The organism is Streptomyces sp. NPDC037083 (assembly GCF_055606485.1).
In genome coordinates this window covers 73,535-99,088 of the sequence record NZ_JBVJSQ010000018.1, presented here as the reverse complement: position 1 = coordinate 99,088, position 25,554 = coordinate 73,535, and the positions used below count along the sequence as shown (strand labels likewise).

Below are 25,554 nucleotides of genomic sequence, written 5' to 3'. Positions count from 1 at the left end.
CAGGTCAGCTTCCTTGATCTGTCGTACTTCGTGGGAGATAACTGAACATCGACGATCACCTGCCCGTGAACATGAGTATGGAACCCCCTAAACCCACCTCCCCCCTCCTGCTCTGGAACGATTACCCTCCGTGCTGTCACGATTACCCGCGCCCGTAGCGCCGGTCGGCCCGTCACGGTTGGGCTGGCTGGACGCGTTGCGCGGTATCGCGGCATTCGTCGTGGTCTTCGACCACTCGTCATACGCCTTCATGGCGGAGCTCCGTCGGGAGTTGATGCCGCAGTTCAACACCAGCCGGTACGGCATCATGGTGTTCTTCCTGGTCAGCGGCTACATCATTCCCGCGTCCCTCGAACGCCGGGGCTGCGTCCGGACTTTCTGGATCGGGCGCTTATTCCGCGTGTACCCGCTGTGGGCGGCTGTCGTCACCGCGGCCCTAGCCGCCAATCTGTTGGGCGTCGCTGAGATTCGCGACTTCGATCGTCAGAGCGCTGCCACGGTCGCCGTAGCCCACGTCACCCTGCTCCAGGAGCTGCTGGGGACGCCCAATCTCCTTCTCGTCCTGTGGACGCTCTCCTATGAGATGGCCTTCTATCTGCTGGTCGTTGCTCTCTTCACGGTCCGGCTTCACCAGCGGTCAGCAGCGACGGCAGTCACCCTGGCCGGGCTCGCCGCCGTGAGCGTGACGGCAGGAAGCGAGCTCCCGGCCTCTGCCCTCTCGGGCACGGTCGGCACCGGCCCGCTGGTAGCGCTCGCTTCGATCGTCATGGTGGTCGCCATCTGTTGTGCGAGCGCCGGGTCACCCGCGCTTCGCGTGTTTGGCGGCGTGCTGGGCGGGGTCCTGGCACTCGTCCTGGTCCCGTTCAACGGCACGGTCCCCCTGTGGGAGGGGCTGGTGATCCTTGCCGTGATGTTCCTCGGCACCGCCGTCTACCGGGCCGAACATGGTCAGGACACCTGGCGGTACGCGGCGTGCGCCGCCATCGTGGTGGCCGGCTGCGCCATGGGGAGCGCGTACTGGTATGGCGACGGATCGCATTTCACACGACGCGGTTGGATGGTGGCATTCCTGCTGGCCCTGCTCACCTTCGGTGTCGGACTGGCGTTGCGCCGCCGACGGATGCCGCGCTGGCTAACCGGGCTGGGAACGATCAGCTACTCGGTCTACCTGGTGCATCCGGTGCTCCTGGCGGTAACCGACGGCACGATCGGCCGGTGGCGGCGGGACAATCTCGTGCTCCAAATGGCCTTTTACGCCGTGCTGATACCGCTGTGCGTGCTGACCTACCGTTACATCGAGGCGCCGGGCCAGGCATGGGGCCGGAAGCTGGCACGCCGCTCCCGGCCTCGACGTCGGCCGGGCCGGGGGACGGCTCCGGATGAGGATGACCCAGCCGGGAAGAACCGGCCGAAGCCCGGCGACCGCAAGGCCGTTCTCCTCGGGGAGGGCCCCGAGCGCGGTGCCCACGTCGCCCCAGACGCCCGCGCGGAGTGCTGGAGCGGGACGGCCACCAGTGGATTCCCGCCGGTGTAGCCGAGGACCACGCCATGGCTGCGCAGGAGTCCGGCCCGTAGGCGCGGCGGAGCGTGTCCCCTCCCGCGTTTCTCCGCCCTGCCTCCCGCCCCCGAGCGCCCGTTCAGGCCTATCCAAGTGTTCCGCCAGCGCTGAGCCGGTACAGCAGCGGGCCCGGCTTCCGGAGGAGGGGGGAAGCCGGGCCCGCTGGTCTGGGGTGGGCGGTCAGGCCGCCGGGGCGTGCTCCGCGGGTTCCTGAGGCTCGGCGTTGCGGAGTCGTGTTCGCCGGCGAACGAGGACGCTCTTGTGACCGGCGGCCGTCCATTCGCTCCACGACGTCCTGCCGCCTGGTCCTCTCGGACGCGGACGGATGGAGCCAGGCGCGCAGGTGGTGCTCCAGCGCGGGGACCTGGTGCTGTCTACACGGTCGCCGGTCCGGAGGCGCTGGCTTCCACCGTGGACTGTCCGGAGGTGGTGGCCACGTCGTCGGCCCCCCCGGCGTACCGGGTGAACGTCGCTTCGCTCGCGCTGGCTGCCCTGCGCGGCGAGGATGTGCGGGGCGGGCGTCGCAGGCCCTACATCCGAGACCGCGGGCCCTGCTGTGGGCGGTTGGGGATGCCCCGTAGGAGGCGGACGAGTCCCGGACCATCCGGTTGCCTGCCTGATGAGGACTGCCGGGAGCGGTGGTTGGGCTGGATGGGATTCCGCTGTCGTTGACGCGGGGGCGAAGCCGGTCGGGCAGTTGCTTCTCGGGGCAGGCCCAGGTGAGGACCGGTCGGGCGGACGGGGGAGTCTTGAACATCCACTGAAGGCCATCCGCGGTGATCTCCGGGATCTGGTGGACCCCTTCGAGCCGCGGGGTCAACGCGGCGGGTGAGCACTGTGTCCCGCACGATCCCTCGCGTCTCGCGCAGCGGCGCTGGTTTCGCGAGGCCGCCTTCGCCGCCGTGCTCCCGTGGCCGGCGGCTGCCTGCGGCCGGGTCGCGGAGCGTGTCCCGTTCCCTGCCGTTGGTCAGTGGAACCGGAAGGGGCCTGCTGTTGAGTAGGTCCAGCAGCCTGTCCATCGGGCGCCGCCCCCCTTCTAACCGTCTTGAAGCGATTGACAGGTTAGGTCACTACATGCTTGTGTCGCGAGGAACTAACCAGGTAAAACTCTCAGAGGGGTTAGATATGAGCTCGGTGCACCACCGGACCGCCACCGTCGACGGCCATGAGATCTTCTACCGTGAAGCCGGCCCCGCCGACGCCCCCACGATCGTCCTGCTGCACGGCTACCCGACCAGCTCGTTCATGTTTCGTGAGCTCATCCCGCTGCTGGCCGCCGACTACCACGTCATCGCGCCGGACCATCTCGGCTTCGGCCACTCCGACGCGCCCCTGGCGGGGGAGTTCGCCTACACCTTCGACGCCCTCGCCGAACTGACCTCCGGCCTGCTCGACCACCTGGGCCTGGACCGTTACGTCCTCTACGTCCAGGACTACGGCGCCCCCATCGGGTGGCGCCTCGCGCTCAAGCACCCCGAACGGATCTCCGCCCTCGTCACCCAGAACGGCAACGGCTACGAGGACGGATTCGTCGAGTCGTTCTGGGCCGACGTCTGGGCCTACGGGGCGAATCCCGGTCCCGACACCGAACCCGCCGTCCGCGCAGCGCTGAGCGTCGACGCCATCCGCTGGCAGTACCTGCACGGCGTGCCCGACCCGAGCCTGGTCAGCCCCGACACCTGGGAGCACGACTTCGCCCTCGTCTCCCGCGCGGGCAACGACGAGGTCCAGCTGGCGCTGTTCCGCGACTACCAGAACAACCGCCCGCTCTACCCGCTGCTGCACGAATTCCTGCGCACCAGCGAGGTCCCGGTGCTCGCCGTGTGGGGTCGCAACGACGAGATCTTCGGCCCGGCGGGTGCGCGGGCCTTCGCCCGTGACGCCAAGGATGCGGAGGTGCACCTGGTCAACGGCGGGCACTTCCTGCTGGAGAGCCACCTGGACGTCGTCGCGGGTTACTTGCGCGGCTTCCTCGGGCGGGTGCTGGGGTAGGCAAGGCCGGGAGCCGGTCAATGGAGCTCGTGGCAGGCGCTGGACGGCCCTGCCGGTGCGGCGGCGGCCTGCGCAGGCTCGGACGGAGGCGTCCGAGCCTGCGCAGGCTCGGACGGAGGCGTCCTCCTAGGCGGTGGTAGACGGGGCGGGAGGGTGCGCAGAGGAAGTCCGGACCTGGCGGGGCAGGGTGGTGTCCAGGTCGAGGCGGCGCGGACCGAGTCGGCGCTGACCGCGCGGGGGTTCTGCGGGCGGCATTCGGCGTCGTCGATGATCACGTCGAACCTGCAGTCGGTGCAGGCCCGGCCCGCATGCGGCGCGCCTTGCGCGAACGGTCGGAACGCCTTCATGCCGTCCCGGCCAACGGGTGTGCGGCCGATGGTCCTCTCATTCGACGAGCGGCTGTCACGAGCCCGCCGACTCGGCGAGCATGTCCTCGAGTTGACCCCAGTCCTGATCGGCTTCCCGAAGCCGGCCGGCGTCATCTCCGTCAGGGGGGCGACGAGCCGACGGCGGTGGAGCCGGCCGCTGCGTGGCACGAGAACGCCTCGCCCGGGGCGGCGTAGCAGCCGCCCCGGGCGAGGCCATGTGTGTGGGGGGAGAGATGCCTGCTCGGCCGTGGGGGAGGCGCGTTCGATCGTCTGGACCGGTGTGGTGCCTTTGGGGGAGCGGGTTCGGCTGTCGTCAGCCGCTCCAGTGGCCCGAGGTGAAGGTCGCTGCGAGCACCACCATCAAGGGAGTCACCGTGCCGATGTACGCTTCCCTCTCCCACTCGCGCCGCAGGCTTCAGTGGGCCAGTCCGATCCATAGCGGCCACCACAGCAGCGTGGCGCGGGGGATGGACAGATACCAGTACGACGTCCCCAGGGCCCAGAGACTCAGCGCGATGTACACGGCCTCGGGCCAGCGGCGGCGGAGCAGCAGAAGGGACTCCTGCAGCAGATCCTCGGCCCGATGTCGATCGCCGCCGACGAGCAGACGGGTGAGATGGACGAGCGCCGACCAGCGTGCGGCCACGAACTCGTCGAACTCACCGGCCCGGCCCTGCTCCATTCGCACTGTCCATGCTCCCGCCAGTTGTCTACACCTGGGGAAAGGCACTGGCATGCCTCTCACGCTGCACCCAGGCGCAGTGATCTGGATCACAGGGTCCTCAAGGGGCAGGTGCGGCCGGTGTGGTGCAACGGCGCGCGGCCCAGGGCACGGCGTCGAACCCGTGCGCTCACCGGCCGTGCGTCCGGCGGTGCCGCACATGGTCGTCGACAACCGGCCGGGGGTCGCGGCGACGTCGGCGGACCAGGCCCAGCGGGCCGTGGGAGCGCCGTACGCGTGAACCCGAAGCAGGGCGTGGAACGGCCGCCAGCACGGCCCAGGCCGTGTGGCCGGAACGGCACGCCCGCGGCGGGCAAGGACACCGTCACCACCGCCTAGGACTGGGGCAGTTGGGTGTGTGTCGGCGGGATTTGTTGGGTGCTTGCTGATCTTGTGTCCGATGACCTGTGGGGGCGTGTGGCCCCGTTGTCACCCAGGCGGCGTGCTGCGCCCAGACGCAACGTTCACAGGCGTTGCCGGCATATGACGCACCGTCTGCCGCCCGACGCGGGGCGGGGGAGAAGTGGTTGACGTGATTCCGCGCGAACCCCCTTTCGCGAGCGATCTTGTGGATGGCACGATCGGGGCGGCGTAGACGCCTTGTACCCATTTTCCGATCGAAAGTGTGACCGTCAGCAGATGCGCATATCCCTCGGCGTGACGCGCCGTACCGCTGGTGTGGCCGTGCTCTGCCTGGCCACCGCCCTGACCGGACTCGCCTTCCCCGCCACCGCGCAGGCGGCCGTGACCTGCTCGGCCGGCGTGTGGAAGGCCCAGTACTACGCCAACACCACACTCACCGGCACCCCGAGGGCCACTGTCTGCGATGCCTCCATCGCCGAGAACTACGGCCTCGGTGACCCCGCCGGCGTCACCCTGCCGCGGGACAACTTCGGCGTCCGCTGGAGCACCACCCGCAACTTCGGTTCCGGCGGTCCCTTCGACCTCACCGTCGCCGTCCAGGACGGCGCCCGGGTCTACCTCGACGGCTACCGCAAGATCGACCTGTGGCGCAACGTCAACGCGACCCAGAAGAAGACCCTCCGCCTCACCATCCCGCACGGGGTCCACACCCTGCGCGTGGACTTCGCCGCCTTCACCGGCACCGCCAACATCGCCTTCGCCTACCAGCCCGTCATCGGCCCCGCCTACGACAAGACCGCCCCCCTGGCCCCGGTCGGTCTGAAGGCCACCTATGCGCCGGCCACTCTGAAGACGACCCTGGCCTGGTCCCGCAACTACGAGCTGGACCTGGCCGGTTACCACCTCTACCGCCGTACGGGCAGCACCGGCGCCTGGAGCCTGCGCAACAGCACCCCGATCACCGGCGCCACCTTCACCGACACACCCCCGGCCACCGGCGCCACCTACGAGTACGCCCTCCGCGCCGTCGACCGCTCCGGCAACCTCTCCCCGCTGTCCTCTCTGACGCGCGTCGTCAGCGCCGACAAGACGGCCCCGGCCGTTCCCACCGGGCTCACGGCCACGTACGACGAGTCCGGCGCCCGGCTCTCCTGGTCTGCGGTGAGCGGGGCGAGCTCCTATGAGGTGCAGCGGTCCCTCGCGCCCGAAGGGCCGTTCTCCTCCGTCTCCGTGCCCACTCAGAGCACCGTCTGGACCGACTTCAGCGCCGCCACGGGCACGATCTACTACTACCGCGTGCGGGCACTGGACATCGCGGGCAACGCCTCCCCGTACTCCGCCCCCACCCAGCTCGACGCGACCGAGCTCAAGCCCCTGCCGCCGACAAACGTCTCCGCAAACGGCTGGGTCGACCGCAACACCGTCGGCTGGCACTACGACGGTGACGCCTCCCACCGGTTCCACGTCTACGCCGCCGAGTCGGCCACCGGCCCGTGGACCCGGCTGACCGAGACGCCGGTCACCGGCCACGCCTACGACGACGTCACGGCGCCCATCGGCCAGGTGCGCCACTACCAGGTCAGGACGGTCACGACGCACGGCACGCAGTCGAACCCGTCGGCGACGGCCTCGGCCACCCGCACCGGCGACGTCACCCCGCCGCACATGCCGTACGGCCTGGACGCGTGGAACGGCACTGATGGCGTGCACCTCGTCTGGACTGCCAACACCGACGACACGGATCACTACCTCGTCATGCGCAAGTCGATGTTCGGCGCGTGGGAGCAGATCGCCGTGGTGCGGGACGTCAAGTACCTGGACGCCGGCGTCCCGGTCGACGTGCAGTTCGGCTACACCGTCCGCGCCGTCGACGCGGCCGGCAACATCTCCCCCATGCCCGAGCCCGGCTATGGCACCGTCTACGGCAAGCGCCTGCCGGTCTACGAGAAGCCGGTTGCGCCCGCCTCGGTGACCGCGACGGCCGAGAACGGCAACGTCACGGTGGAGTGGACCGCGAGCACCTCGACCGATGTGGCCGGCTACTACGTCTACCGCACGACCTCTTCGGACCCCGCGTCGGCCTACTCGGTCTCCCCGCTCATCACCGGGACGACGTTCACCAACGAGAACGTGCCCGCCGGCAGGACGTGGCACTACGTGGTGCGCGCCGTCAGCACGCACAGTATGTGGTCCGACTTCTCGCCGATGGCCGAGGTCACCATGCCCTGCCCGGTCATGACCGCACCGGCCACTCCCCGGATCACCGGGGGCGGAAGGGGCGCGGACTTCGTCCAGCTCAACTGGGAGGTCGGAGCGTGCGACCAGGGCGCCACCGTCTCGTACAACGTCTACCGGTCCACGTCCGGCTCGGACGTCTTCACCCCTGAGCACCGCATCGCTTCGGGCGTGACGGAACCGACGTACACGGACCCCGGCCTGGCCCGGGCGTACTACTACTACGTCGTCACCGCCGTGGCCGCCGACGGCACCGAATCCGCCCCGCAGGCCAAGCCGTTCGAGATCTCGACGCAAGCGCCCTGACGCCCCGTTCGATCCCTCAGGCCCCTGCCGTCCGGATGCCTTCCCGCCCCCGGACGGCGGGAGCCTCCTGCAAAGGGCAGCAGTGCGATCACCGCACTACGGCTGTTCTGATCACTCCCAGCGACGCCTCCGACCAGGCCGGATAGCGAAACGCTGCTGGAGTGCCCGATGACTGGGGGGCGTACCCCCGGTACGCGCCCGCCTTCCGGGTGGCGCGGACCAGAAGCAGATCGGGGTGAGCACGCCATCTTCCACCGCAGCGCCGGGACCGTCATCCAGGAGATGCCCGGGATCGACTCACCCCACAACACGGCTCAGGGCCTGATCGACTGGTTCACTCTTCGGCCGGCCAGCAGCAGTCCCCAGCCAGCAGCCCTGCCACGGGCCCGGACCGGGCGCGCGCCCGTGAGGGCTGGCCCCCGGAACCGGGTGGGGCGCGCGCACCGTCCCGGCAGCCGACGAGACAGCACACTATGAGGTTTTTGTGGCGGTATGTCGGATAGGTAACTGGTAGCCGCACAGTGAAGTGGGAGGACAGAGATGATCACGCGAGAGCAGATCCCGATGGTGCTGGATCATCCGGTCTACGACGCCGAGGGCAAGAAGATCGGCGACGCCAAGCACGTCTTCCTCGACGATGTCACCGGCCGACCCGAGTGGGTGAGCGTCAAGACGGGCCTGTTCGGCACCAGCGAGTCCTTCGTACCCATCCAGGACGCCGCGGTGGTCGAGGACCACCTGGAAGTGCCCTACCCCAAGGACAAGGTCAAAGACGCGCCCAACGTCGACGTCGACGCAGGTGGCCACCTGTCCGAGCAGGAAGAGCACCACCTGTACGAGCACTACGGCATCGCCTGGGACGCCGCCTGGCGGCAAGCCAACCAGCCAGGCGAAGGCGGCTGGGCTCACGCCGGCGCCACGGCCTCTCCCGACACCGCCAGTGCCGACGCCCCAGAGAGCCACTACGAGGACACCACTGCTTCAGGCATCGCCCGAAGTGGCGAAGAGCAAGCAGACACGATCACCCCGCACAGTGACTACGACGACACCACTGCGTCGGGTATCGCCCGCAGCGGCCACGAGCACGAGGAGGACACCCTCTCGGTCGGCTCCGACAGCCCCAGGGACCGCGAGGCGCTGACGCGCACGGGCGAGCCGATGCGCGATGCCGAACGCCGAGAGGCCGGCCGGGCCAGGTTGCGCCAGTACATCATCACTGAGGAACAGCAAGGCCATTCCGGTATGTCGTGAAAGGTCGCGTGGAGCGGTGACGCGGCGGATCGGATGAACAGTGCGCAGAGACCGTTCGGATGAAGCGCTCAGAGCCTTGTGACGTGCAGGAAAGAGGCGCTTTTACGGCCCGTCTTTCTTGTCTGCCGCCCTGGCCGACTCTCTCGTCGGCCGGGGCCTGCAGGCGCTGCTTGCCGTGTCTTGCCGGCGATCGGTGACGTTTCCCTGATCTTGGGCGGCTATGAGCACCTGGCCTTTACGAGATCGACTTCGCTCCTATTTTGAGGGCGAAACCGAGCGGCTGCGGGTGTTGACGCTGGACGAGAGGTGCGAGCTGCTCAGAGTGTGGCGCACGGCTGCAGAAGAGGACGGGACCGGGACCCGTGAGGGCGGACCGCTCGGCGCGACAGGTCGGGGCATGCCAACCGGATCAAGATGCTCGGGCGACGGATGTACGGTCGCGCCGGCTATGACGTGCTGCGGGCGGGTCCTGCTCGCCTGCTGAGCGGTCGGCTCCTGGGGTAGGCCGTGCAGGAACGTCGCTGGTGGGGGGCGTCTCGCACCCCATTCCGTGCGGTTTGGCCGGCGTACGGCCCAGGCGAAGGTCTCGTCCGGACCGAAGTGCGGGGGCGAGGTGGAGTGTGGTCCTGGTTCCGTACGCCCTACGCCACCGGCTGAAGCGCCTCGTGGGAAGCTCGGGGCTCTCCAGCTCAACACGGAATTACACAGCCGGACGGGCCCGCACGTGCTCGTCGAAACGAGATCATCTGAAGCTGATCAGCTGTGTAGCGCTCCACGTGCTTTCCCGTCACCACTGCAGATGCCGCCGCTCCCGCAGCAATTGGGTGCGCTTGAAGGGCGCGCAGTCGCTCAGGCAGACGTCGGCGTCCGCCGTGCCGTGACGCCGAGGACGCGTACGCGCGTTTGGTCGTGAGCGGCAGGGCTACTCGCCCGTGCGAGCCTGCGTCGCAGCGAGGGACGACAGTGCCCACGGGGACGCGCAGAGACCAGAACGAGGTCAGACAGGCCGCACCGCAGAACCGCAACAGGACATCGAGAGCATCAGGCCGACGTAGCCCCGAAGCAAGGAGAGTGCACAGCGATGACCCAACCGCCCCACGACGAGCTCGCCGTCTCCAGCCCCGAAGAACTGCAGGAGCAAGTCGAGCAGACCCGCCACGAGCTCGGACAGACGGTCGAGGAACTGGCTGCCAAGGCGGACGCCAAGGCCCGCGCACAGGAGAAGGCGACCGCATTGAAAGAGCAGGCGGCCACCAAGGCGACGGAGCTTGCGGGGCAGGTCAAGGCGAAGGCTGCCGAGGCTGCGCACCTGGTGCAGAACAAGCTGCCCGACCCGGTCAAGGACACGGCCGCCGCTGCCGCCGGCCAGGTGAAGGCCAAGGCCGGACAGGCCGGTCAGGTGTGGCAGGACAAGGCACCCGAACCGGTCCGCGCCAGGGCGCAGCAGGGCGCCGAGGCTGCCCGGGACAACCGCACGCTACTGATCGTGGCCGGCAGCGTGGCTGCCGCCTGGCTGATGCTGCGCCGCCGGGGCAGGTAAAGGCATCGAAAGTCGCCTACATCCGGTAGGCCTCAAGAGCCCGGGCCAGCAGCAAGACGGCGAGGACCACGGCTCTTTCGTCCGCGTAACCCTGCCCGACCAGACGGAAAGCCTCGCTGCGTGGAGAAAGTGTGACCACGAGGTATGGGCAGCGTGTCTGGCGGCTGATTGCGGGTCGGCGGCAGGAATGTAATCGTCGGGGCGGTGCAGGCGGGAAGTATGAGGTGTGTCATTTACCGTGAGCCCACCGGTGAGGCCGAGCAGGTGGACTGCCGACAGGTCGACGGCGGCCGTGCGGCGGTGCTGGACGGTCTGAAGCGGGTGGGCGAACGCGAGTTCTGCTGGGTTCACCTGGACGATCCCGTCCCGGGTGATCTTGAAGAGCTGGCGGAGCCGTTGGGCCTGCATCCGCTGGCGGTCGAGGACGCAGGGGAAGCACACCAGCGGCCGAAGCGGGAGCGGTACGGGGACGTGCTCTCGGTGGCGCTGAAGACGCTGTGGTACGTCAAGGAGGGTCGCGCGGTGGAGACCGGCGAGGTGATGGTCTTCACCGGTCCGCGTTTCGCACTGACCGTCCGTCACGGCCTGTCGGATCCCACTGGCGAGGCGGCCCGGCGGCTCGGTGAGGATCCGCAGTTGTTGCGGTTCGGTCCGATTGCCGTGCTGCACGCTGTCCTGGACACGGTGGTCGACTCCTACGCCGAGGCCGCGGTCCAGGTCCGTACCGACCTGACGGGGCTGGAGCGGCGCGTGTTCTCCCCGGAGCGCGAAGACTTCACCGAGCCGATCTACTCGCTCAAGCGAGAGGTCCTGGAATTTCGCGACGCTGTCCAGCCCCTCGTACCGGTCGTGCAGGACTTCGCCGGCCCCCATGCCGGGTGGCCCGAGGAGATGCTGCCGTACTTCCGCGACGTCGCCGACCACATGCACCGCACCGACACCGAGGTGCGTTCCCTGGACGAGCTGCTCAACTCCGCCCTCGACGCCCACCTGGCACGGGTGGGGACCTGGCAGAACGACGACATGCGTCGCATCTCCGCCTGGGCCGCCATCCTGGCCACCCCGACCCTCGTCGCCGGGATCTACGGCATGAACTTCGCCCACATGCCGGAACTGAGCTGGACGTACGGGTACCCGCTCGCCATCATCGTGATGGTCGGCGCCGCCGCCCTGCTGCACCGGGCCTTCCGCCGCAACGGCTGGCTGTGAACGCCGGAGCGCCGCCCACGGCCTGACGGAACCGGCAGCGGTGCGTCAGGACGCACCGCGATGGTGGTGAAGCCGGGCATTCGCGCCGACCGTGCCGGCAGCGGAGCCCGGCGTTCTCGCGCACCGGCATCTGCGCGGTCTGGACACCCGCCCACGCCAAGGACACGGCGAGGCCACCGCCGACCCGCACCGGCTGCTGCCACCGATACGGCTCCCACGACGGCCAGGCTGAGCACGAGCGGCGAGGCGCCACAGAGCGCAGCCGTACCCAGGCTGAGCGACATGTCGGGCTGCACTCCGGCAGAGCCTTCGCGAACGGCCGCTGCCCGACCAAGGCCGTGATCGCCGCCGGCGGAATGGGAGGGGTCTACCTCTGCCTGACACCTCGCTGGGACGCGCCATCGTCATCGAGCGTCTCCGCCACGATTTCTCATGGGGGCACGACGCCCATCACGCTGTGGATGCGGGAGAGGGTGAAAACCCGCTCGGCGTCCCGAAGGCGGCACCAGGCTTCGAGGTAGGGCGGGTCGAGCATGAGGCGACTCAGGGTGCGCACGGTCCGCTTGCCGGAGGTGGCGACGTACTCGACGGTGATGGCCTGACCAGTGTCGATGGCGTGGGCGAGCTGGCGTACGTCGCTGTACGGCAGGCGCTTCGCCCACCCTGCGACGATTTCCTCGGTGTCGGTGGCGAAGGGTGACCCTCCGTCGAGCGGCGCGGGATCGACAGTCGTCGAAGGGGCAGCCAGTAGCTGGGCCGCCAAGGCATTCGGGTCGATGGCGGCGGATACCGTCGCAGCGCGCGTGGCAGCCAGCCTGCCGCTGTCCTTGGGGGCGGTGCCGCGTGGAGCTGGAACGGGTGCGGTGGCGCGTCGAGGGCGGGCCTTCTCGATGCGTACGGTGCCCTCGGTCGTTTCGGCGACAGGGGCGTATCCCTCGGCCCGGAGAGCGGCGGTAGTTGTGTCGAGTGGGCTGCAGCTGATCAATACAGTCGGAGCCAGCTGCCGCAGCCCAAGCTTGGCGAGCTTGCGGTGGGCAGCGAGTTCCGCCAGGAGCGCGGGCTCGTCGCCGTGGAGGACGCAGGCGGCGGGGGCGATGCGTACGCGCCCGTGGCCGCGCGCGGTGTCGGCGATCAGGTACGACAGCGGCTGTGGCAGAGGCCCGGGGGCGACAGCGGTCAGGTCGGCTGCGATGTCGTCGGGGACACGGCCGGCGTCCAGGGCCCGGCGGATGCTGCCGGCGCTGAACCGCCACACCGATGCCGTGCCGCTGGTCTCCCGGTCGGCGACGGAGTCCAGGAGTGCGGCCAGCCGCGCGGACGGTGTGCCGCTGACAACGGCAGTGAGGTCGGCGCCGATACGCGCCGCCGCGGTGGCCGGAGGGAGCAGCCGTCGGCACTCGGCGCTCAGTCTTTCCGTGTCCTCGGTCCGCAGGGTGATGCCAAGGGTGGACAGGGCGCCGCGAGCGAGTACGCCGAGGAGCTCTGCCTCGCGGATCACGGCGGCGAACGGAGGTCCGTCCTGGGATGAGGAGTGGGCAAGCGGGCGGTGCCAGGCGATCAGAGGCCCCAGATCCGAGGTGCCCGTCATGCCCCGCCCTGACGGGAGCTTCGCGGCTGTCGCCAAGAGCCCGTGGCGGGCCTGCAGACAGCCGTCGCATGGCGGTGCGCCGGTGACAGCGGGAAGTGCCTTGTTGTCCTCGTCGCGCGCTTGAGTGGGGGTGAGCGGCAGGTTCCGCCATGCCTGAAGCAGTACGGCGAACCGCTCCGGGGGTTCCTGTTCCGCCCAGGCGTCGTAGGCCTCGGTGGGTGCCACACGATCGCCGTCCCGGCCCAAAAGTCCGGCAGCGTAGGCGGTTTCGAGAGTCAAGCGCACGACGGCACCGTCGGCGTGGGCGGCCCTACCGAGCCGGGCCAGTTCCCGCGCACCGATCCCACCGGATTTGAGTCGGGCCGGCGCAGCCGCCGAGCAGGCGGACAGGACCGAGGCGGCATGGGCAGTGAAAGCCGAGGCCGCAGCTGACGCCTCGCGATCTACCTCCGCCAGGGTGACGGACGTCAATCGCGCGACAGGCGGGACGGGTTCGAAGGGCGCGCGCCAGCCGGACCCGCGCAGCGCGAGCGCCACCTCGGCGGGCATGCGGGCCGGACCGTAGCGGTGACGGTCCTGGACGAGGAGTCCCCGTTCCACCGCCCATCGGGCACCCGGTTCGAGGTCGGGGCTCGCATGTCCGAACATGATGAACTGCGAGAGCTCTTCCGGCGCGGCCGCCGCTCGTCGTTCGAGCAGCTTCAGGGCTGCCGCAGGGGCCTTGGCGACCACTGAGGCGACCCGTTCCGGATCGCTGTGGTGTTCCACGAGCGCGGCCAGCCGTTGCCCTTTGGTGCCCGACGGCTTGACGCCCAGTGCCGCCAGCATGCTGCGCAGCTCGTCGGAGGTCGCGCCCGCGAGTAGTTCTTCCAGGGGAGCGTCCAGCCCCAGGGGCGTGTCCCACGCCTGCCGCAGCGGTCCGGCCATGCGGAGCCTTCCCGCGCCGTCCGGCCAGACCAGAGCGTGATCGGCCAGCGCCTCCAGCACGGTCTCCAGGTGGCGAGTGGGTTCGTCGTCTGCCGCTCCCAGCAGTTCCGCCAAGGCATCGCGCGATGCCGGCACAGCCAGCGCCGCCAGCGCCTCGGCCACCTGAAGGTGCGGCAGCGCGAGCCGCGGCAGGACCAGCGCCACCGATGCCGGGCGCTGGAGACGGTCCGCCAGTTCCCCCAACGAGCGCGGGGCCGGTGGGGATATGGCGTCCTTCCGCGTTCCGAGTACCCGTGCCAGACGAGAGGCGTCGAGGCTGCCCAACCAGGTAGCCAGCGTTGAGCGGGACTTCATGCGGGGTGCACCTATTCAGACCAGGGGGCGTAGCAGCGGGGCCGGGGCCCCAGGGCCGGGTACAAGGATGACGCATCCTCGTTATCCACGGCTGCCGTATCGAAAAGCTCCAGCGGGAACTGCAGGACCGACACGGCCGCGAACTGGACTCAGATCACGCTGGGCGACTGCGATTTTCAAGATCCCCGACAGCGTCAGGCAGTGATCGCGTGCCATCCCTCGTGGGGCGGGCGGGTCGGGGCATGCGTACGACAAGAGGAGCACCGAGCGCGGCCACGCCGGCCAGGACCAGGAGCGCGGTGCCCGTGCCGAGGGGCATCAGCGTGGTCGCGGCCGCGGCCGCCACTCCCAGCGTCGGGCCGACGTTCATCGCGGTCTGCTGGAGTCCGCCCGCCACCCCGGCCGACTCCGGCGGCGCATGCCGTACGACGACGGTGGTCGCGGTGACCATCGGCCACCGAAACCGGCCCCCAGCAGTAGGAAACCACCGCCGATCAGCGCCGTCGACGACCCGGGACCGAGCCGGGACAGCGCCACCACCCAGGGGGTGAGCAGCGCCGTCCCCGTGAGGGCGGTGCGACGGGCGCCCCATCGGCGTGGCAGTACGGCCGACAGTGGCACCCCGAGCACCATCATCACGCCGCCGGGCAGCGCGACGAGACTGGATCGCAGCGGGTCCATGCCGAGGACGTCCTGGAGGACGAAGCTGCCCACGAACAGCGCGCCGCGCATCGCCACCGTCACCGTCGCCGAACCCAGCAGGGCCGACGGCAACAGCGGGTCGGGGGTACGCCGTTCGTGGCAGACGAGGCGCACCGGCCGCGACGGCCGTGATCAGCAGGCCGACCGCACCGGTCGCCGTCCAGCCGTGCTCCGGCGCCCCGACCAGCGTATATACGAAAGCCGCCTGGGCGACGGCGAGCAGCGCGGCACTGGGTAGATCGGGCAGGGGCCGGGGCCCTGACGCGTCTGCTCCGTCTCCGGGGGACGCACCGTCAGCGCCAGGAGACCCGTGACCAACGCCGGTACGACATTGAGGAAGAATCCGCCCGCCGGCCCAGCTGGGCGACGAGCACACCGCCGACCAGCGGACCGGCCGCGGCCCGCCGTCGTCGCGGAAGTCGCTGCAGATCCCGTCCGAGGAGACCGCCCGTCCTCCTTCAGCCAGTGGCCTGCGGCAGTAGTTGATCGCTAGAAGTTGCGTGACTTCTGCTGCTGGTACGTCAGTTCCTCGTCCGGGCCCGAAGTTGGGACCGTTGCTGCTGTCTGGCGACGAGCGGGCGAGCGGTGGATGCGGCGGGCGCCGCGTCTCGGCCCAGACACTGGTCCCTCCTACGCGCAGCGCGCCGTCGGCGCAGTCCGGAACCCCCGGCAGCACGGCGGGCCCTTGATGTGGATGTTGGTGATCCAGCTGCCGTAGTCGGGCAGGTAGGACCAGACCGCGTCGAGGGTATGGGTGGGCGATGCACATCAGGGGATGGCCTGGTCGATGCGTCAGAACGGATTCGTACCAGTCGCGCCCGCGCAGCCTCACATCCGGGATTTCAGCACGTCGACCTCACAGCCCGGCGCGAACGGATCGAAGCCGTGCTCGATCAGCCAGCGAACTATCAGCAGGCTTCGCAACGACCACCACGCGTGGATCACGTCGAGGTCGATGTCGGTGCCGTAGCCGACGATGACGTCGTCGAGGTGCTCCTCGTGTCCGAGCGTGAAGGTGGCGAGGTCGTACAGGGCATCACCCTGGCCCGCCTCGGACCAGTCGATGATGCCCGTGACCTCGTCGCCGTCGACAAAGACGTGATCGATCTGCAGGTCGCCGTGCGTGAACGCCGGAGTCCACGGCCGGAGCGCGGCCTCGGCGACCAGGCGGTTGCGGGTGACCAGGTCGGCGGGCAGGACGCCGTTCGTCACCAGCAACTCGCACTCGGCGTCGAGTTCCGCCGCCAGCGCGACGATGCTCCGGCCTGCCTGACCCGGCCGGCACGGCAGCGGCGCGTCGTGCAGCTTCCGGATGGCGGCGCCCGCCGCGGCCCACGCTGCCGGCGACCCGGTCGACGGCCCGCCGAGGCGCCCAAGCGTCGTCCCCCGGAGTGCGGCGGTCGCGAGCACGGACGGCTTGCGCCACAGGACCTCCGGGGTGGGCACCGGCGCGAGGGACATTGCCTCGACCTCGACATCGATGCGCGCCTGATCGGCGTCCACCTTCAGGAACACGTCGCCGACGCGCAGGGTCGCGCGCTCGGAATGGGCGACGACGACTTTGACCTCATCCATGGGCGACCAGTATCCCGGGGATGACCGCCGACGTCGCGGGCTTATCGCGTGCGATCACCCGGCTGACCGCGTCCCGATACCCGGCCACCTCGTGCACGACACCGACCTCTGACCAGGTCAAGTCCACCACTTTCGGCATGAGTCAAGAGACGGCGAGTCCTGCTCGAAGCCGTCCTCGTCGCGGTCGCGCGGTGCGTCCGGTCTCTTCTGGGTGCAGCGTGCGGTGCTTTCGAGCGGGACGGAGAGGCGTCCGGCGGCTTCGCGGCCTGATGTACCTGGAGGTCGCCACGGAAGCAGCGAGGTGCGTCTCACCTACAACTGGGGCGGGGCAGGGCATCTGTGACCAGCGCGGCGCGGGCCTCGGGGACCTCGCGGGGCACCGCGGACGGCGGCGATGATACGGGTAATGGTGTCCTGGGTGGCGACCGCGTCGTCCAGCAGGGTGGAGTCCAGTGCCCGGCGGTGCGTGCCCTTGACCACGCCAGTGGCCTTCACGGCATCGAAGACACGGTTCGGGCGGGCGGAACGGGCCAGCCGGTGTGCGGAAGTAGGCCAGCAGCGACGGGGCGAAGGCCATGTCGTCGGGGGCCGAGACCACATGCGGCCATTCAGCGCAGATCGCACCGCAGTTCCTGCACCGTCTCGAAATCCGACAGGCCGTGCAGAGCCTGCAAGGCGATCGCGGCGGCCAGGATCTGCGGCGGCATGCTCGGCCGTCCGTTCGACTGCCGTCAGGCCCAGGCGATGGCGTTCTCGACGGGCACGCGGGGCAGCCGGGGAAACCACGGGGCAGCACCGGGGTGACCGATGTTGACCACCAGATGGGAACGCCAGCCGGTACCGGCGAAGAATTCGCTGTCCACCCCGGCTTCGTCGAAGCCCGCCATAGGACCGGCCGCAAGCCCGGCCGCACGCACTGCGAGCAGGAAGACACCGGTCTGCAGTGCCGAGTTGTACGCAGCGATGGTCTCGCGTTTCTCGATCTGGCCGGCGAACGCCGCTCGCAGCAGGTCGCCACGGGCCGGGAAGACCGTCGGCATCTGCTCGTGGAAGTCGACGTCGTACGCCAGGACCGCCACGGCCGGCGCACCAAGGGTCTTGGCCTTGTTGCCCTCGTCCAGGTGCCGGACCAGTCGCTCCTTGCCCTCGCGAGTGCGCACGAAGAGCAGCCGCAGAGGCTGGCTGTTGGCAGCGCTCGGGGACCAGCGGGTGAGTTCCCAGATCATGGCGAGTTCGTCGTCGGTGACGGCCGTTGCGGCGAAGGTGTTCGCGGTGCGGGCCTCTGTGAACAGCAGCCTTCGCCCGGCGTCATCAAGGACGTCGAGGGTCTGCGGTTCGCGGTCGATCATGGTCATGGCTTCTCTCTGCCTTCGGTCTGATGGTGCGGTACAGGGCGGCCTGTTCCGCCCCGGTACCGCTTGGCGGGACGGGGTTTGCGGGGCTCACCATCCGGACATGGCCGTGGGCGCCGGTGTCGGGGGCCACCGTCGCCCACTCTCGGGAGGGCTGGTGGGCGACTGCTCAGCGGGTGTCAGGGGACGAGGATGAGACGGATCGGGTCGCCGATCTTGTTCTCCAGCCGGTTGACCGCGTCGGCGGCGTCGGCCAACGGGATGTGGTCGGTGATGGAAGGGGCCAGGTCGAGGCGGCCGCCCGCGGCCAGCCGCACCAGTTCGGTGACGGACTCCGGGGTGCCGCCGTAGTGCCCGCGCACCTGCTTGCCCAGGTAGTTGAAGGTCAGGCCCTCGGTGATCGTGAGCGGCTTGGGCGTGATGCCCAGCAGGATCAGGGCGCCGCCCAGGCCGAGTACGGACGCGGCCTGTTCGCGCACGGCGGGCACGCCGGCGCAGTCGAAGGCGAAGTCCAGACCCCGTCCGCCGGTGGCCGCACGGACCTGGTCGGTGAAGTCGGGGGCGGTCGGGTCGAGGGCGAAGTCCGCGCCGAAGGCCAGGGCGCGCTCGCGGGCGCCGGGCAGCGGGTCGACGGCGATGACCGGCGCGGCGCCGACCAGGCGGGCGAGGCGCACGTTGTGGGCGCCCACTCCACCCGCGCCCCAGACGCCGACCGCCTGGGCGGGGCGTACGCCGGCCGTGGTGACGACGGCGGCGTAGGGGGTGGAGACCGCGTCGGGGATGATCGCGGCCTGGTCGAAGGGGAGGTTGTCGGGGATGGGGATGACGGTGTCCTCGCGGGCGAGGGTGTACTGGGCCCAGCCGCCGTCGTAGTCGATTCCGGCGGTGAGCATCTGTGTGCAGGGGCGGCGGCGCACGCAGCCGGCGCACTGGCCGCAGGTCTTGCCGGCCTCCAGGGTGACGCGGGTGCCGACGGTCAGGCCCCGCTTGAGGTCGGGGCCGAGGGTGTGGATCACACCGGAGACCTCGTGGCCGACGGTGACGGTGTCGGAGGTGGCGAACAGCGGGACGAGAGAGCCGTCGATCAGGTGGACGTCCGAGAGGCAGACGCCTGCGGCCTTGACCTCGATGAGGACCTCGGCCGGGCCGGGTACGGGGACGGGGACCTCTTCCACGGCGAATTTCTTGCTGTCCAGGTGGAAGCGTCCGGCGAGCATGGTGTCCATGGAAATCTGCTTTCTGTGAGCGGCAGGGTCTGGTGGTTGGCGCAGACGGGTGCCAGGTGTCGTCTGGTGGGTGTCGGGAGACCGGGAGACGTACGGCCAGGGAGGGGTGACGCACGCCTCCCGGCGTGTGGGGGTCAGGCGAAGACGTCCTGCTGGTAACGCTCGTCGGCTTCCAGCTGGGCGAGCCATTGCTGGGCGGCCTCGTCGTCGCTGCCAGCGTGGCGGCGGTGGATGGCGGCGAGGGCTTCGCGCACCGCGGGTGCCATGCGGCGGCCGTCACCGCAGACGTAGACGTACGCACCGTCCTGGAGTGCCTGCCAGACCCTGTCGGAGGCGGAGGCGATCGCGTCCTGGACGAACCGGGCGGGGTGGCCGGCCACCGTGGAGAAGGCGGTGTGGACCCGGGCGATGCCGGACAGCTCCCACGTCTCCATCTCGCCGCGGTAGAAGTAGTCGTGCTCCGGGTGGCGGCAGCCGACGAAGACCTCGGACAGACCCACCTTCGTGCCGTTCTCGTACTGCTGGGCGCGCTCCTCCAGGAAGCCGCGCAGCGGCGCGATGCCGGTGCCGGGGCCGATGAGGATCAGCGGCGTGGCCGGGTCGGCCGGCGGGGCGAAGGTGGGGGAGGGGACGCGTACGTAGCCGTAGAAGACGTCTCCGGGCTCGAGGCGTGCGATGTAGGAGGAGCAGGTGCCGCGGTACTGGCCGTCGCCCGACAGGGCGGGGCCTTCGAGAAGACCGACGGTCAGGCGCACCTGGCGCGGGTCGCCCAGCGGAGAGGATGAAATGGAGTAGAAGCGGGGGCGGATCGGGCCCATCAGCTCCAGGAAGACGGCCAGCGGCAGTTCGACGGCGGGGAAGCGCTCCAGGAGGCTCAGGACCGACATGCGCTTGTTGAGGACGTCCTGCTGATACCGATGCTGGGCCTCTTCGGTGTCGGCTGTGTACGCCTCCAGCTGCGGCTTGGTCCAGGGGCACTGGGTGTGCTCGGCGAGGATCTGTATCTGGGAGCGGGTGGCCAGGTCCTGCAGCTCCAGGAACTCGGTGAGCAGCAGGCCTGCGGTGACGGGCACGCCCACCGGCAGGTGCGTCCTGCCGCCTGCGGGCTGGTCCAGCCGCAGCACCTGGTCACGGTCGACACCGAGCCGCGCGAGTGCGCGGTCGACCAGCTGCGGCTGGTTTTTGGCGAAGACAGCCAGGTGATTGCCGGTGTCGTAGGTGACACCCTCGGGCAGCTCGATCGTGATGGACTTCGCCGAGGGGCGCGGCGGCTCGACGCTGAAGTCCCACAGGCCGGTCGCGTCGCTGACGAGTTCCTCGTTGGCCACCACCGTGAGGGGGTGGGCGTGCTCGGAGACGATCGCCGGGCGTACGTCCGCTTCGGTGAGCAGGCGTACCTGGAAGCGCGGTCCGTCCGCCTCAGAGGTGTCAGCGGCGTACTCCTCGGCCAGCGTGGTCCACAGGGCGGCCATCCAGCGGGTGGCCATGCCGTCGAAGTCACCGGCGGCATCCGCGATGCCGCGCTCGATGAAGGGGGTGGCGCCGGCGGCCAGCAGGCCTTCCTCGATCCGCTTGGGGAAAGCCTGGTAGGTGGCCACCCACTGGGTGTTGCCGGCGCCCAGCAGCGCGAACCGCACATTGGACAGGGAGCCCTCGGGTAGTCCGGCGGCGATCAGGTCGTCGAAACGTTGGGCGTTGTCGGGTGCCCTGCCGTTGTAGCTCGCGGCGACGACCACGAGCAGCCCCTCGGTGGGCAGGTTGTCGCCCAGCTCGTCCAAGCTCGTCAGCGTGGTGCCGAAGCCGGAGCGCTCGCCGCGGTCGGCGATGGTGCGCGCCAGGTCCTCGCACGAGCCCAGGCTGGAGCCGTACGCGACGGTCAGGTTCACCCCGACACCGCTGACCGCGGCCTGTGCCTGCGTGTCGTCCGTCTGCACGTCCACGGTGCCGAACACGGTCCGCTCGTGCTCCTGACGGGTGCGCACCTTCAGCTCGAAGCCGTTGGGCTTGCGGGTCAGCGCCTCCTTGACGTCCATCCTGTAGTCGGTGGTGTCGGAGAACTTGAACTTCTGCAGCACCAGCGCGAGGGCCAGGCGGGCCTCGGTGAGTGCGAACTGCCGGCCGATGCAGGCACGCACGCCGTTGCCGAACGGCTTGTAGGCGTGCGGGTGGTGGTTGACCCGGTTCTCCGGCAGCCATCGGTTGATGTCGAACTCGTCCGGCCGTTCCCACGCCTTGGGGTGGGTGTGCAGCGGGCCCTCGAGGATGTTGACCCGCGCTCCCTTCTTCAGCTCGTAGCGGCCGCCGATGATGGTGTCCTCCAACGGGGACTTGCCGATCATCGGGATGGGAGCCCACAGGCGCAGGGTCTCCTCCAGGATCCGCGGGATCACGTCCATCTGCATGATCGTGTCGTAGTCCGGGACGGTGTCGCCCGGCAGCAGGCGGTCCACCTCGGCGTAGGCCTGGGCCAGGATGTGCGGGTTGCGCAGCAGCGAGTACGTGGCGAACGACAGCAGACCACTGGTGGTCTCGTGACCGGCGATCAGGAACGTCAGCACCTGGTCACGGACGTTGTCGTCGGCCAGCCGCTTGCCGGTCTCCGGGTCCGTGGCCTCCAGCATCAGACCCAGCAGGTCATCCTCATCGGTGCCCTCTCCCTCGCGGCGCTCCTTGATCACGCTCTCGACCAGGTCCTGCATCAGCTGGATGTTCTGGCGGTACTTCTTGTCGTCCGCCTTGCGCAGCTTGGTCATCATCGGCAGTTCCTGCGAGCGCCGCAACGACTCGACCAGCGCCTCCAGCAACGCGTTGAGGAAGGGGTGCAACTCCTCCTTGTCGAAGGACTGGAACCGGTAGCCGAAACCCGACAGGGCGATCGTGTCCAGGGTCAGCCGCGTGTAGTCGTCGGTGATGTTGACCGGCTGACCCTCCTGACGTTGCCACTTGCCCACCAGGTTCTGGGCGATCTCCAGCATCTGCCCGAAGTAGCCCTTCATCGCTCGCTGGCTGAAGGCCGGCATGAGGACACGGTGCGCCATGCCCCATTCCTCTTCATGCTGGTGCGCCGTGAACAGGGCCGCCCCCGCGTAGTCCCGGACGTGGGCCAGCGGCGTCTTGTCGATCTGCTTGAAGAACCGCGTCTCGTCGCACACCTCGGCCACCAGGTCCGGGTCGTAGACGAAGACCTGCTCGATACCGGCGATGTCCATGCCGTAGATGCCCTCGGGGAACTGCTTGGACAGCTCGCCGAAGTATGCAACCGGGTTGGTGCTGGGGATCTGCGGCGTATGGCCGAGCAGGGGGGTCCCCCGCGGGGACCGGATGGGACGCAGGTCGGTCACGGGCGTGGCCATGGCTTGCTCCTTCGTGCGGGGAGTGTCGGGTGGGGCAGGGGGCATGCCGCCGGAAGCCGCTGGTGAGCAGCGGGATCGCCGGTTTCCATACAGCGTATGGAACTGCTTCAGTGATACCATACGCCGTATGGAAACTCCAAAGAAGGCTCCTCGGGGGACCAGGAAAAGGGACGTGCCGCTCACCGAGGACGGCATCTACGCCATGGCCCTGCGGCTCATCGATGCCGACGGCGTCGAGGCACTGACCATGCGCAGACTCGCGACCGCGCTGGACGCGAACCCGATGTCGCTCTACCACCACGTGCCGAACAAGGACGCCGTGCTGCGCGGCGTGGCGAGAACGGTCGGCGCCCAGTTCCGCACCGCGACCCGGGAAGACGCTGCCTGGCAGGAACGCATCCGACAGCTCGCCCAGGACTTCCGCACGCTGGTGCGCCGCCACCCCGAACTCATGACCTACTCGTTCGGGCGACCGGAATTCATCCAGCCCGAAGACCCCTTCTGGCTCGGGCTCACCGCCGTGCTGGAGGATGCGGGAGTACCCCACCACGAGACCCCGCGGGTGGCCGCCCCCGTCTGCGCCGCCGTACTCGGCGTGCTGATCGCCGAAACCAACGGTGCACTTCACCGGTGGTCAGCTCTCCCACCCGCCGCCCCCGCCGGGGGTGAAGGCGAGCGCGCGGACACAGGCCCTGACGACAGCCGAATGTTCCACCTGGCCCTGGAGATGATCATCAAGGGACTGGAAAGCCGGCTGGATCCTGGCTCCTGTCCTGACGCCGATGCTGGGCATTGACGTCAGGACCTGGGGAAGAGGGTGGGCCTCCAGCAGGTCCTCAATCCCCGTGGCGAGGAGTTTGCGCTGGTCGAGGACGGCTTGGAGGGAACTCGCAAGGGCTGGGGGCGATCAGGGCGGCCGCGTCCGTGCCGGGGACGAGACGATGCCAAGGCCGGCGGTGGGGACGGAAGGGCGGGTGGCTTCGGGGAGCACGAGAAGCCCGACGATGGTGACCGGCTTGGTGGCAGTGGGGACAGTCGCGGGTCGCGGTCGGATTCAGCGGGTCACCTTCCGCAGCCACCTGCTGACGCGAGGGGGGACCCGGCGAACCGCCCCCGTGTCCGTGATGGTCACCACGCAGTTTAGGCGTGGTCGGCTCGCTGACATCCCCGTTGCGGAGCCGAGGTCTGCGCGGGCGACCCCTGGCTGCGGTTCCATCCAGCGCGTGTGAGCTGGCCCGGCGGGCAGTTCGTCGGCGGGTGGCTCCCGTTAGGGCACCCGCTGGCGGCCCTGGTCGGCGCGGCGCACGCGGACGTCACGACGAGGTCGCGACCGCTCGAACAGAGTGCCCTCTACGGTAGCGATCTCAGGCTGTACAGCGCGACGGGCGCGCCCACCGTGCAGGACGGGCCGGGTGAGGTGCGTCTCGCTCGCCACATCCACGGGAGCCAACGAGGCTCCTGCGTCGATGGGTTGGGACTTCGAACACCTCCTCCAGCGGCACGGGAGCCTCGTGCGTTGCGGTCCCTCGCCTCAACAGCACCGTCACCCGTCCAGTGGCCACCGGACAGCGCGCCCGACGGGCTTCCCGAGGCCTTGCCTGGTCTTCCCATCAACCCTCGGTCTCAGCGGGCTGATACCGCTCTTCCCCGGACCGCAAGCGCCAGCTGATGGCACCGAGAACGCGGCACGATTCCTGAACCGCTCGCGGACGTGGTCGTGGACGGTCGAAGTACGCGTCAACTGACCCGAAGACCGACCGCCAGCGTCAGTTCAAGAACCCGGTGTGGCGATGCGAGATCCGGAAACAGCTCCCGCACCTGCGACATCCGGTACCGGACCGTCTGGGGATGGACGAACAACGCCGCCGCCACCTCGTCCCGCCTGCCCTGGTGCAGCAGCCACGCCCGCAACGTCTCCTCCAGCCGCCGTGCGGTCGCGACAGGCAAGGTCCGCAACGGTGCGAGGGCTCGGGCACGCAGGTCTGCGAACGCGTCCACGTCGGCGCTCAGCACCAGCTCGGGCAGGTGGTCCTCGGTGTCGCGAATGCCAGAGGAAAGGGAGCGCGCACGTACGGCTCGTGCGTACGAGGCGGACGCACGCGTCCATGGCCGGGGCGGGCCGACCACGGCGGTGCGGTCGGTCAGCTGCCGCAAGAGATGTGATCGGTCGGCATCGGGGACGAGCAGCACACCGTTGGCGTCCGGCAGATCGTCGAGGACGAGGGTGCTCGCGTCGAGCGCGCGGTAGGCAGGGCGGGCCTGGGCGGCGGGCAGCAGGACAGCGGTCAGCGAAACCGGAGGCTGCCACCCGGCCCGTTGAGCAGAGGCCAGCAGCACGTCCGGGCTCGCGCCGGCGAGGAGTTCGCGGGCCAGGTGTTCCAGGTGGCGCTCGTGGGCCCGGCCCTGGGCGGCCAGTTCGTCGGCGTGGCCTGCGGCGCTCGCGGCGGAGAGCTCGTCGATGTAGGCGAAGGTCAGCTCGGCGAACTTGGCGACCTCGGCGGCGGGCAGACCTGCGGGTACGGCACCCGCTGCCAGGCATCGCCAGGCCACGCGGGCGCCGACGCGGTAGGCGCTGAGCAGGGCGTCCATCGAACGGCCGTCGCGCACCTCGCCGCGGCCCAGCTCGTAGGCTGCGTCACCGGCGTCCCCGCCCGTGGCTTTCCCGCTCGCGAGGTCGAGGTAGTGGCCCAGAGCGGTGCGGACGGCTCGGCGGATGGTGGCGCCCATGTGGCCAGAAAGAGCGTTGGCGTAGGGAGGGACCTCGTCGATGATCGCCTGGACGACCTCGTCGGCAGTGGTCTTCAGCGCGGCCCGAAGTGCGGTGACGGTCGTCTCATCCAGGGCCAGTTCGCTGGCCCTCCGGATTGCATGGCTCATGTTTTTGTTCCCTGCGAACAATTCTGCCGACCAGATTTACGTCCTACGGTCAGGACT

14 protein-coding genes and 4 pseudogenes are annotated in these 25,554 nt (G+C 69.6%); 7 read left to right on the top strand and 11 right to left on the bottom strand.

The features are described from left to right. Positions 1 to 130 precede the first annotated feature (130 nt). Positions 131 to 1,534 (top strand): acyltransferase family protein, encoded by a 1,404-nt coding sequence (locus ACZ7DE_RS36675; RefSeq protein ID WP_470768727.1) that lies wholly within the window; start codon positions 131 to 133, stop codon positions 1,532 to 1,534. Positions 1,535 to 2,222: 688 nt separating this feature from the next. On the opposite strand, the pseudogene ACZ7DE_RS36670 reads toward ACZ7DE_RS36675, so the two are convergent. Then, positions 2,223 to 2,577: pseudogene (locus ACZ7DE_RS36670) on the bottom strand (CGNR zinc finger domain-containing protein); the annotation flags it as partial. Between the two features lie 106 nt (positions 2,578 to 2,683). Here ACZ7DE_RS36670 and ACZ7DE_RS36665 point away from each other — a divergent pair. Next, on the top strand, positions 2,684 to 3,550 hold the full coding sequence (locus ACZ7DE_RS36665) for an alpha/beta fold hydrolase (RefSeq protein WP_470768726.1): 867 nt from the start codon (positions 2,684 to 2,686) through the stop codon (positions 3,548 to 3,550). Positions 3,551 to 4,231: 681 nt separating this feature from the next. Here the strand turns inward: ACZ7DE_RS36665 and ACZ7DE_RS36660 are convergent. Then, positions 4,232 to 4,477: pseudogene (locus ACZ7DE_RS36660) on the bottom strand (mannosyltransferase family protein); the annotation flags it as partial. An 801-nt stretch (positions 4,478 to 5,278) separates the two neighbouring features. On the opposite strand from ACZ7DE_RS36660, the gene ACZ7DE_RS36655 reads away from it, so the two are divergent. From ACZ7DE_RS36655 to ACZ7DE_RS36640, 4 genes are all read left to right on the top strand, one after another. Beyond that, positions 5,279 to 7,543, top strand: a complete 2,265-nt coding sequence (locus ACZ7DE_RS36655; RefSeq protein ID WP_470768725.1) for a PA14 domain-containing protein — start codon at positions 5,279 to 5,281, stop codon at positions 7,541 to 7,543. Positions 7,544 to 8,083: 540 nt separating this feature from the next. Beyond that, the gene (locus ACZ7DE_RS36650) at positions 8,084 to 8,794 is read left to right on the top strand and encodes a PRC-barrel domain-containing protein (protein WP_470768724.1); all 711 of its coding nucleotides are present in this window, start codon (positions 8,084 to 8,086) and stop codon (positions 8,792 to 8,794) included. Between the two features lie 1,081 nt (positions 8,795 to 9,875). Beyond that, positions 9,876 to 10,334 (top strand): DUF3618 domain-containing protein, encoded by a 459-nt coding sequence (locus ACZ7DE_RS36645; RefSeq protein WP_470768723.1) that lies wholly within the window; start codon positions 9,876 to 9,878, stop codon positions 10,332 to 10,334. A 219-nt stretch (positions 10,335 to 10,553) separates the two neighbouring features. Continuing rightward, on the top strand, positions 10,554 to 11,543 hold the full coding sequence (locus tag ACZ7DE_RS36640) for a magnesium and cobalt transport protein CorA (RefSeq protein ID WP_470768722.1): 990 nt from the start codon (positions 10,554 to 10,556) through the stop codon (positions 11,541 to 11,543). A 430-nt stretch (positions 11,544 to 11,973) separates the two neighbouring features. Here the strand turns inward: ACZ7DE_RS36640 and ACZ7DE_RS36635 are convergent, their stop codons facing one another. The 7 genes and pseudogenes from ACZ7DE_RS36635 to ACZ7DE_RS36605 all read right to left on the bottom strand — a co-directional run bounded on the left by ACZ7DE_RS36635 (position 11,974) and on the right by ACZ7DE_RS36605 (position 22,620). Next, entirely contained in the window at positions 11,974 to 14,412 is a 2,439-nt protein-coding gene (locus tag ACZ7DE_RS36635; protein WP_470768721.1) for a helicase C-terminal domain-containing protein, read from the bottom strand. Between the two features lie 366 nt (positions 14,413 to 14,778). Then, on the bottom strand, positions 14,779 to 15,228 hold the full coding sequence (locus tag ACZ7DE_RS36630; protein ID WP_470768720.1) for an MFS transporter: 450 nt from the start codon (positions 15,226 to 15,228) through the stop codon (positions 14,779 to 14,781). 714 nt (positions 15,229 to 15,942) lie between these two features. Continuing rightward, a complete protein-coding gene (locus ACZ7DE_RS36625; RefSeq protein WP_470768719.1) occupies positions 15,943 to 16,689 on the bottom strand; it encodes a phosphotransferase family protein in 747 nt (248 codons plus the stop codon). 356 nt (positions 16,690 to 17,045) lie between these two features. Further along, positions 17,046 to 17,408: pseudogene (locus ACZ7DE_RS36620) on the bottom strand (transposase); the annotation flags it as partial. Between the two features lie 12 nt (positions 17,409 to 17,420). Beyond that, the gene (locus ACZ7DE_RS36615) at positions 17,421 to 18,044 is read right to left on the bottom strand and encodes a malonic semialdehyde reductase (RefSeq protein ID WP_470768718.1); all 624 of its coding nucleotides are present in this window, start codon (positions 18,042 to 18,044) and stop codon (positions 17,421 to 17,423) included. Between the two features lie 176 nt (positions 18,045 to 18,220). After that, positions 18,221 to 19,267, bottom strand: a complete 1,047-nt coding sequence (locus tag ACZ7DE_RS36610; protein WP_470768717.1) for a zinc-binding dehydrogenase — start codon at positions 19,265 to 19,267, stop codon at positions 18,221 to 18,223. A gap of 134 nt (positions 19,268 to 19,401) precedes the next feature. Then, positions 19,402 to 22,620: a bifunctional cytochrome P450/NADPH--P450 reductase gene (locus tag ACZ7DE_RS36605; RefSeq protein ID WP_470768716.1), complete on the bottom strand. Its 3,219-nt coding sequence runs from the start codon at positions 22,618 to 22,620 to the stop codon at positions 19,402 to 19,404. A 172-nt stretch (positions 22,621 to 22,792) separates the two neighbouring features. Here ACZ7DE_RS36605 and ACZ7DE_RS36600 point away from each other — a divergent pair, with 172 nt between their 5' ends. Beyond that, the gene (locus ACZ7DE_RS36600; RefSeq protein ID WP_470768715.1) at positions 22,793 to 23,416 is read left to right on the top strand and encodes a TetR/AcrR family transcriptional regulator; all 624 of its coding nucleotides are present in this window, start codon (positions 22,793 to 22,795) and stop codon (positions 23,414 to 23,416) included. Here ACZ7DE_RS36600 and ACZ7DE_RS36595 read toward each other — a convergent pair. Both ACZ7DE_RS36595 and ACZ7DE_RS36590 read right to left on the bottom strand, forming a co-directional pair. Further along, positions 23,384 to 23,558 (bottom strand): annotated as a pseudogene (locus tag ACZ7DE_RS36595) (IS110 family transposase); the annotation flags it as partial. The gene ACZ7DE_RS36600 and the pseudogene ACZ7DE_RS36595 overlap by 33 nt on opposite strands. Positions 23,559 to 24,357: 799 nt before the next feature. Beyond that, the gene (locus ACZ7DE_RS36590) at positions 24,358 to 25,497 is read right to left on the bottom strand and encodes a PucR family transcriptional regulator (RefSeq protein WP_470768714.1); all 1,140 of its coding nucleotides are present in this window, start codon (positions 25,495 to 25,497) and stop codon (positions 24,358 to 24,360) included. Positions 25,498 to 25,554 lie beyond the last annotated feature (57 nt).

Excerpts from the sequence above, each read along its gene's own strand:
- ACZ7DE_RS36665 (WP_470768726.1), top strand. The coding sequence starts at position 2,684 with ATGAGCTCGGTGCACCACCGGACCGCCACCGTCGACGGCCATGAGATC.
- ACZ7DE_RS36655 (WP_470768725.1), top strand. The coding sequence starts at position 5,279 with ATGCGCATATCCCTCGGCGTGACGCGCCGTACCGCTGGTGTGGCCGTG.
- ACZ7DE_RS36650 (WP_470768724.1), top strand. The coding sequence starts at position 8,084 with ATGATCACGCGAGAGCAGATCCCGATGGTGCTGGATCATCCGGTCTAC.
- ACZ7DE_RS36645 (WP_470768723.1), top strand. The coding sequence starts at position 9,876 with ATGACCCAACCGCCCCACGACGAGCTCGCCGTCTCCAGCCCCGAAGAA.
- ACZ7DE_RS36640 (WP_470768722.1), top strand. The coding sequence starts at position 10,554 with ATGAGGTGTGTCATTTACCGTGAGCCCACCGGTGAGGCCGAGCAGGTG.
- ACZ7DE_RS36635 (WP_470768721.1), bottom strand. The coding sequence starts at position 14,412 with ATGAAGTCCCGCTCAACGCTGGCTACCTGGTTGGGCAGCCTCGACGCC.
- ACZ7DE_RS36625 (WP_470768719.1), bottom strand. The coding sequence starts at position 16,689 with ATGGATGAGGTCAAAGTCGTCGTCGCCCATTCCGAGCGCGCGACCCTG.
- ACZ7DE_RS36615 (WP_470768718.1), bottom strand. The coding sequence starts at position 18,044 with ATGACCATGATCGACCGCGAACCGCAGACCCTCGACGTCCTTGATGAC.
- ACZ7DE_RS36610 (WP_470768717.1), bottom strand. The coding sequence starts at position 19,267 with ATGGACACCATGCTCGCCGGACGCTTCCACCTGGACAGCAAGAAATTC.
- ACZ7DE_RS36605 (WP_470768716.1), bottom strand. The coding sequence starts at position 22,620 with ATGGCCACGCCCGTGACCGACCTGCGTCCCATCCGGTCCCCGCGGGGG.
- ACZ7DE_RS36590 (WP_470768714.1), bottom strand. The coding sequence starts at position 25,497 with ATGAGCCATGCAATCCGGAGGGCCAGCGAACTGGCCCTGGATGAGACG.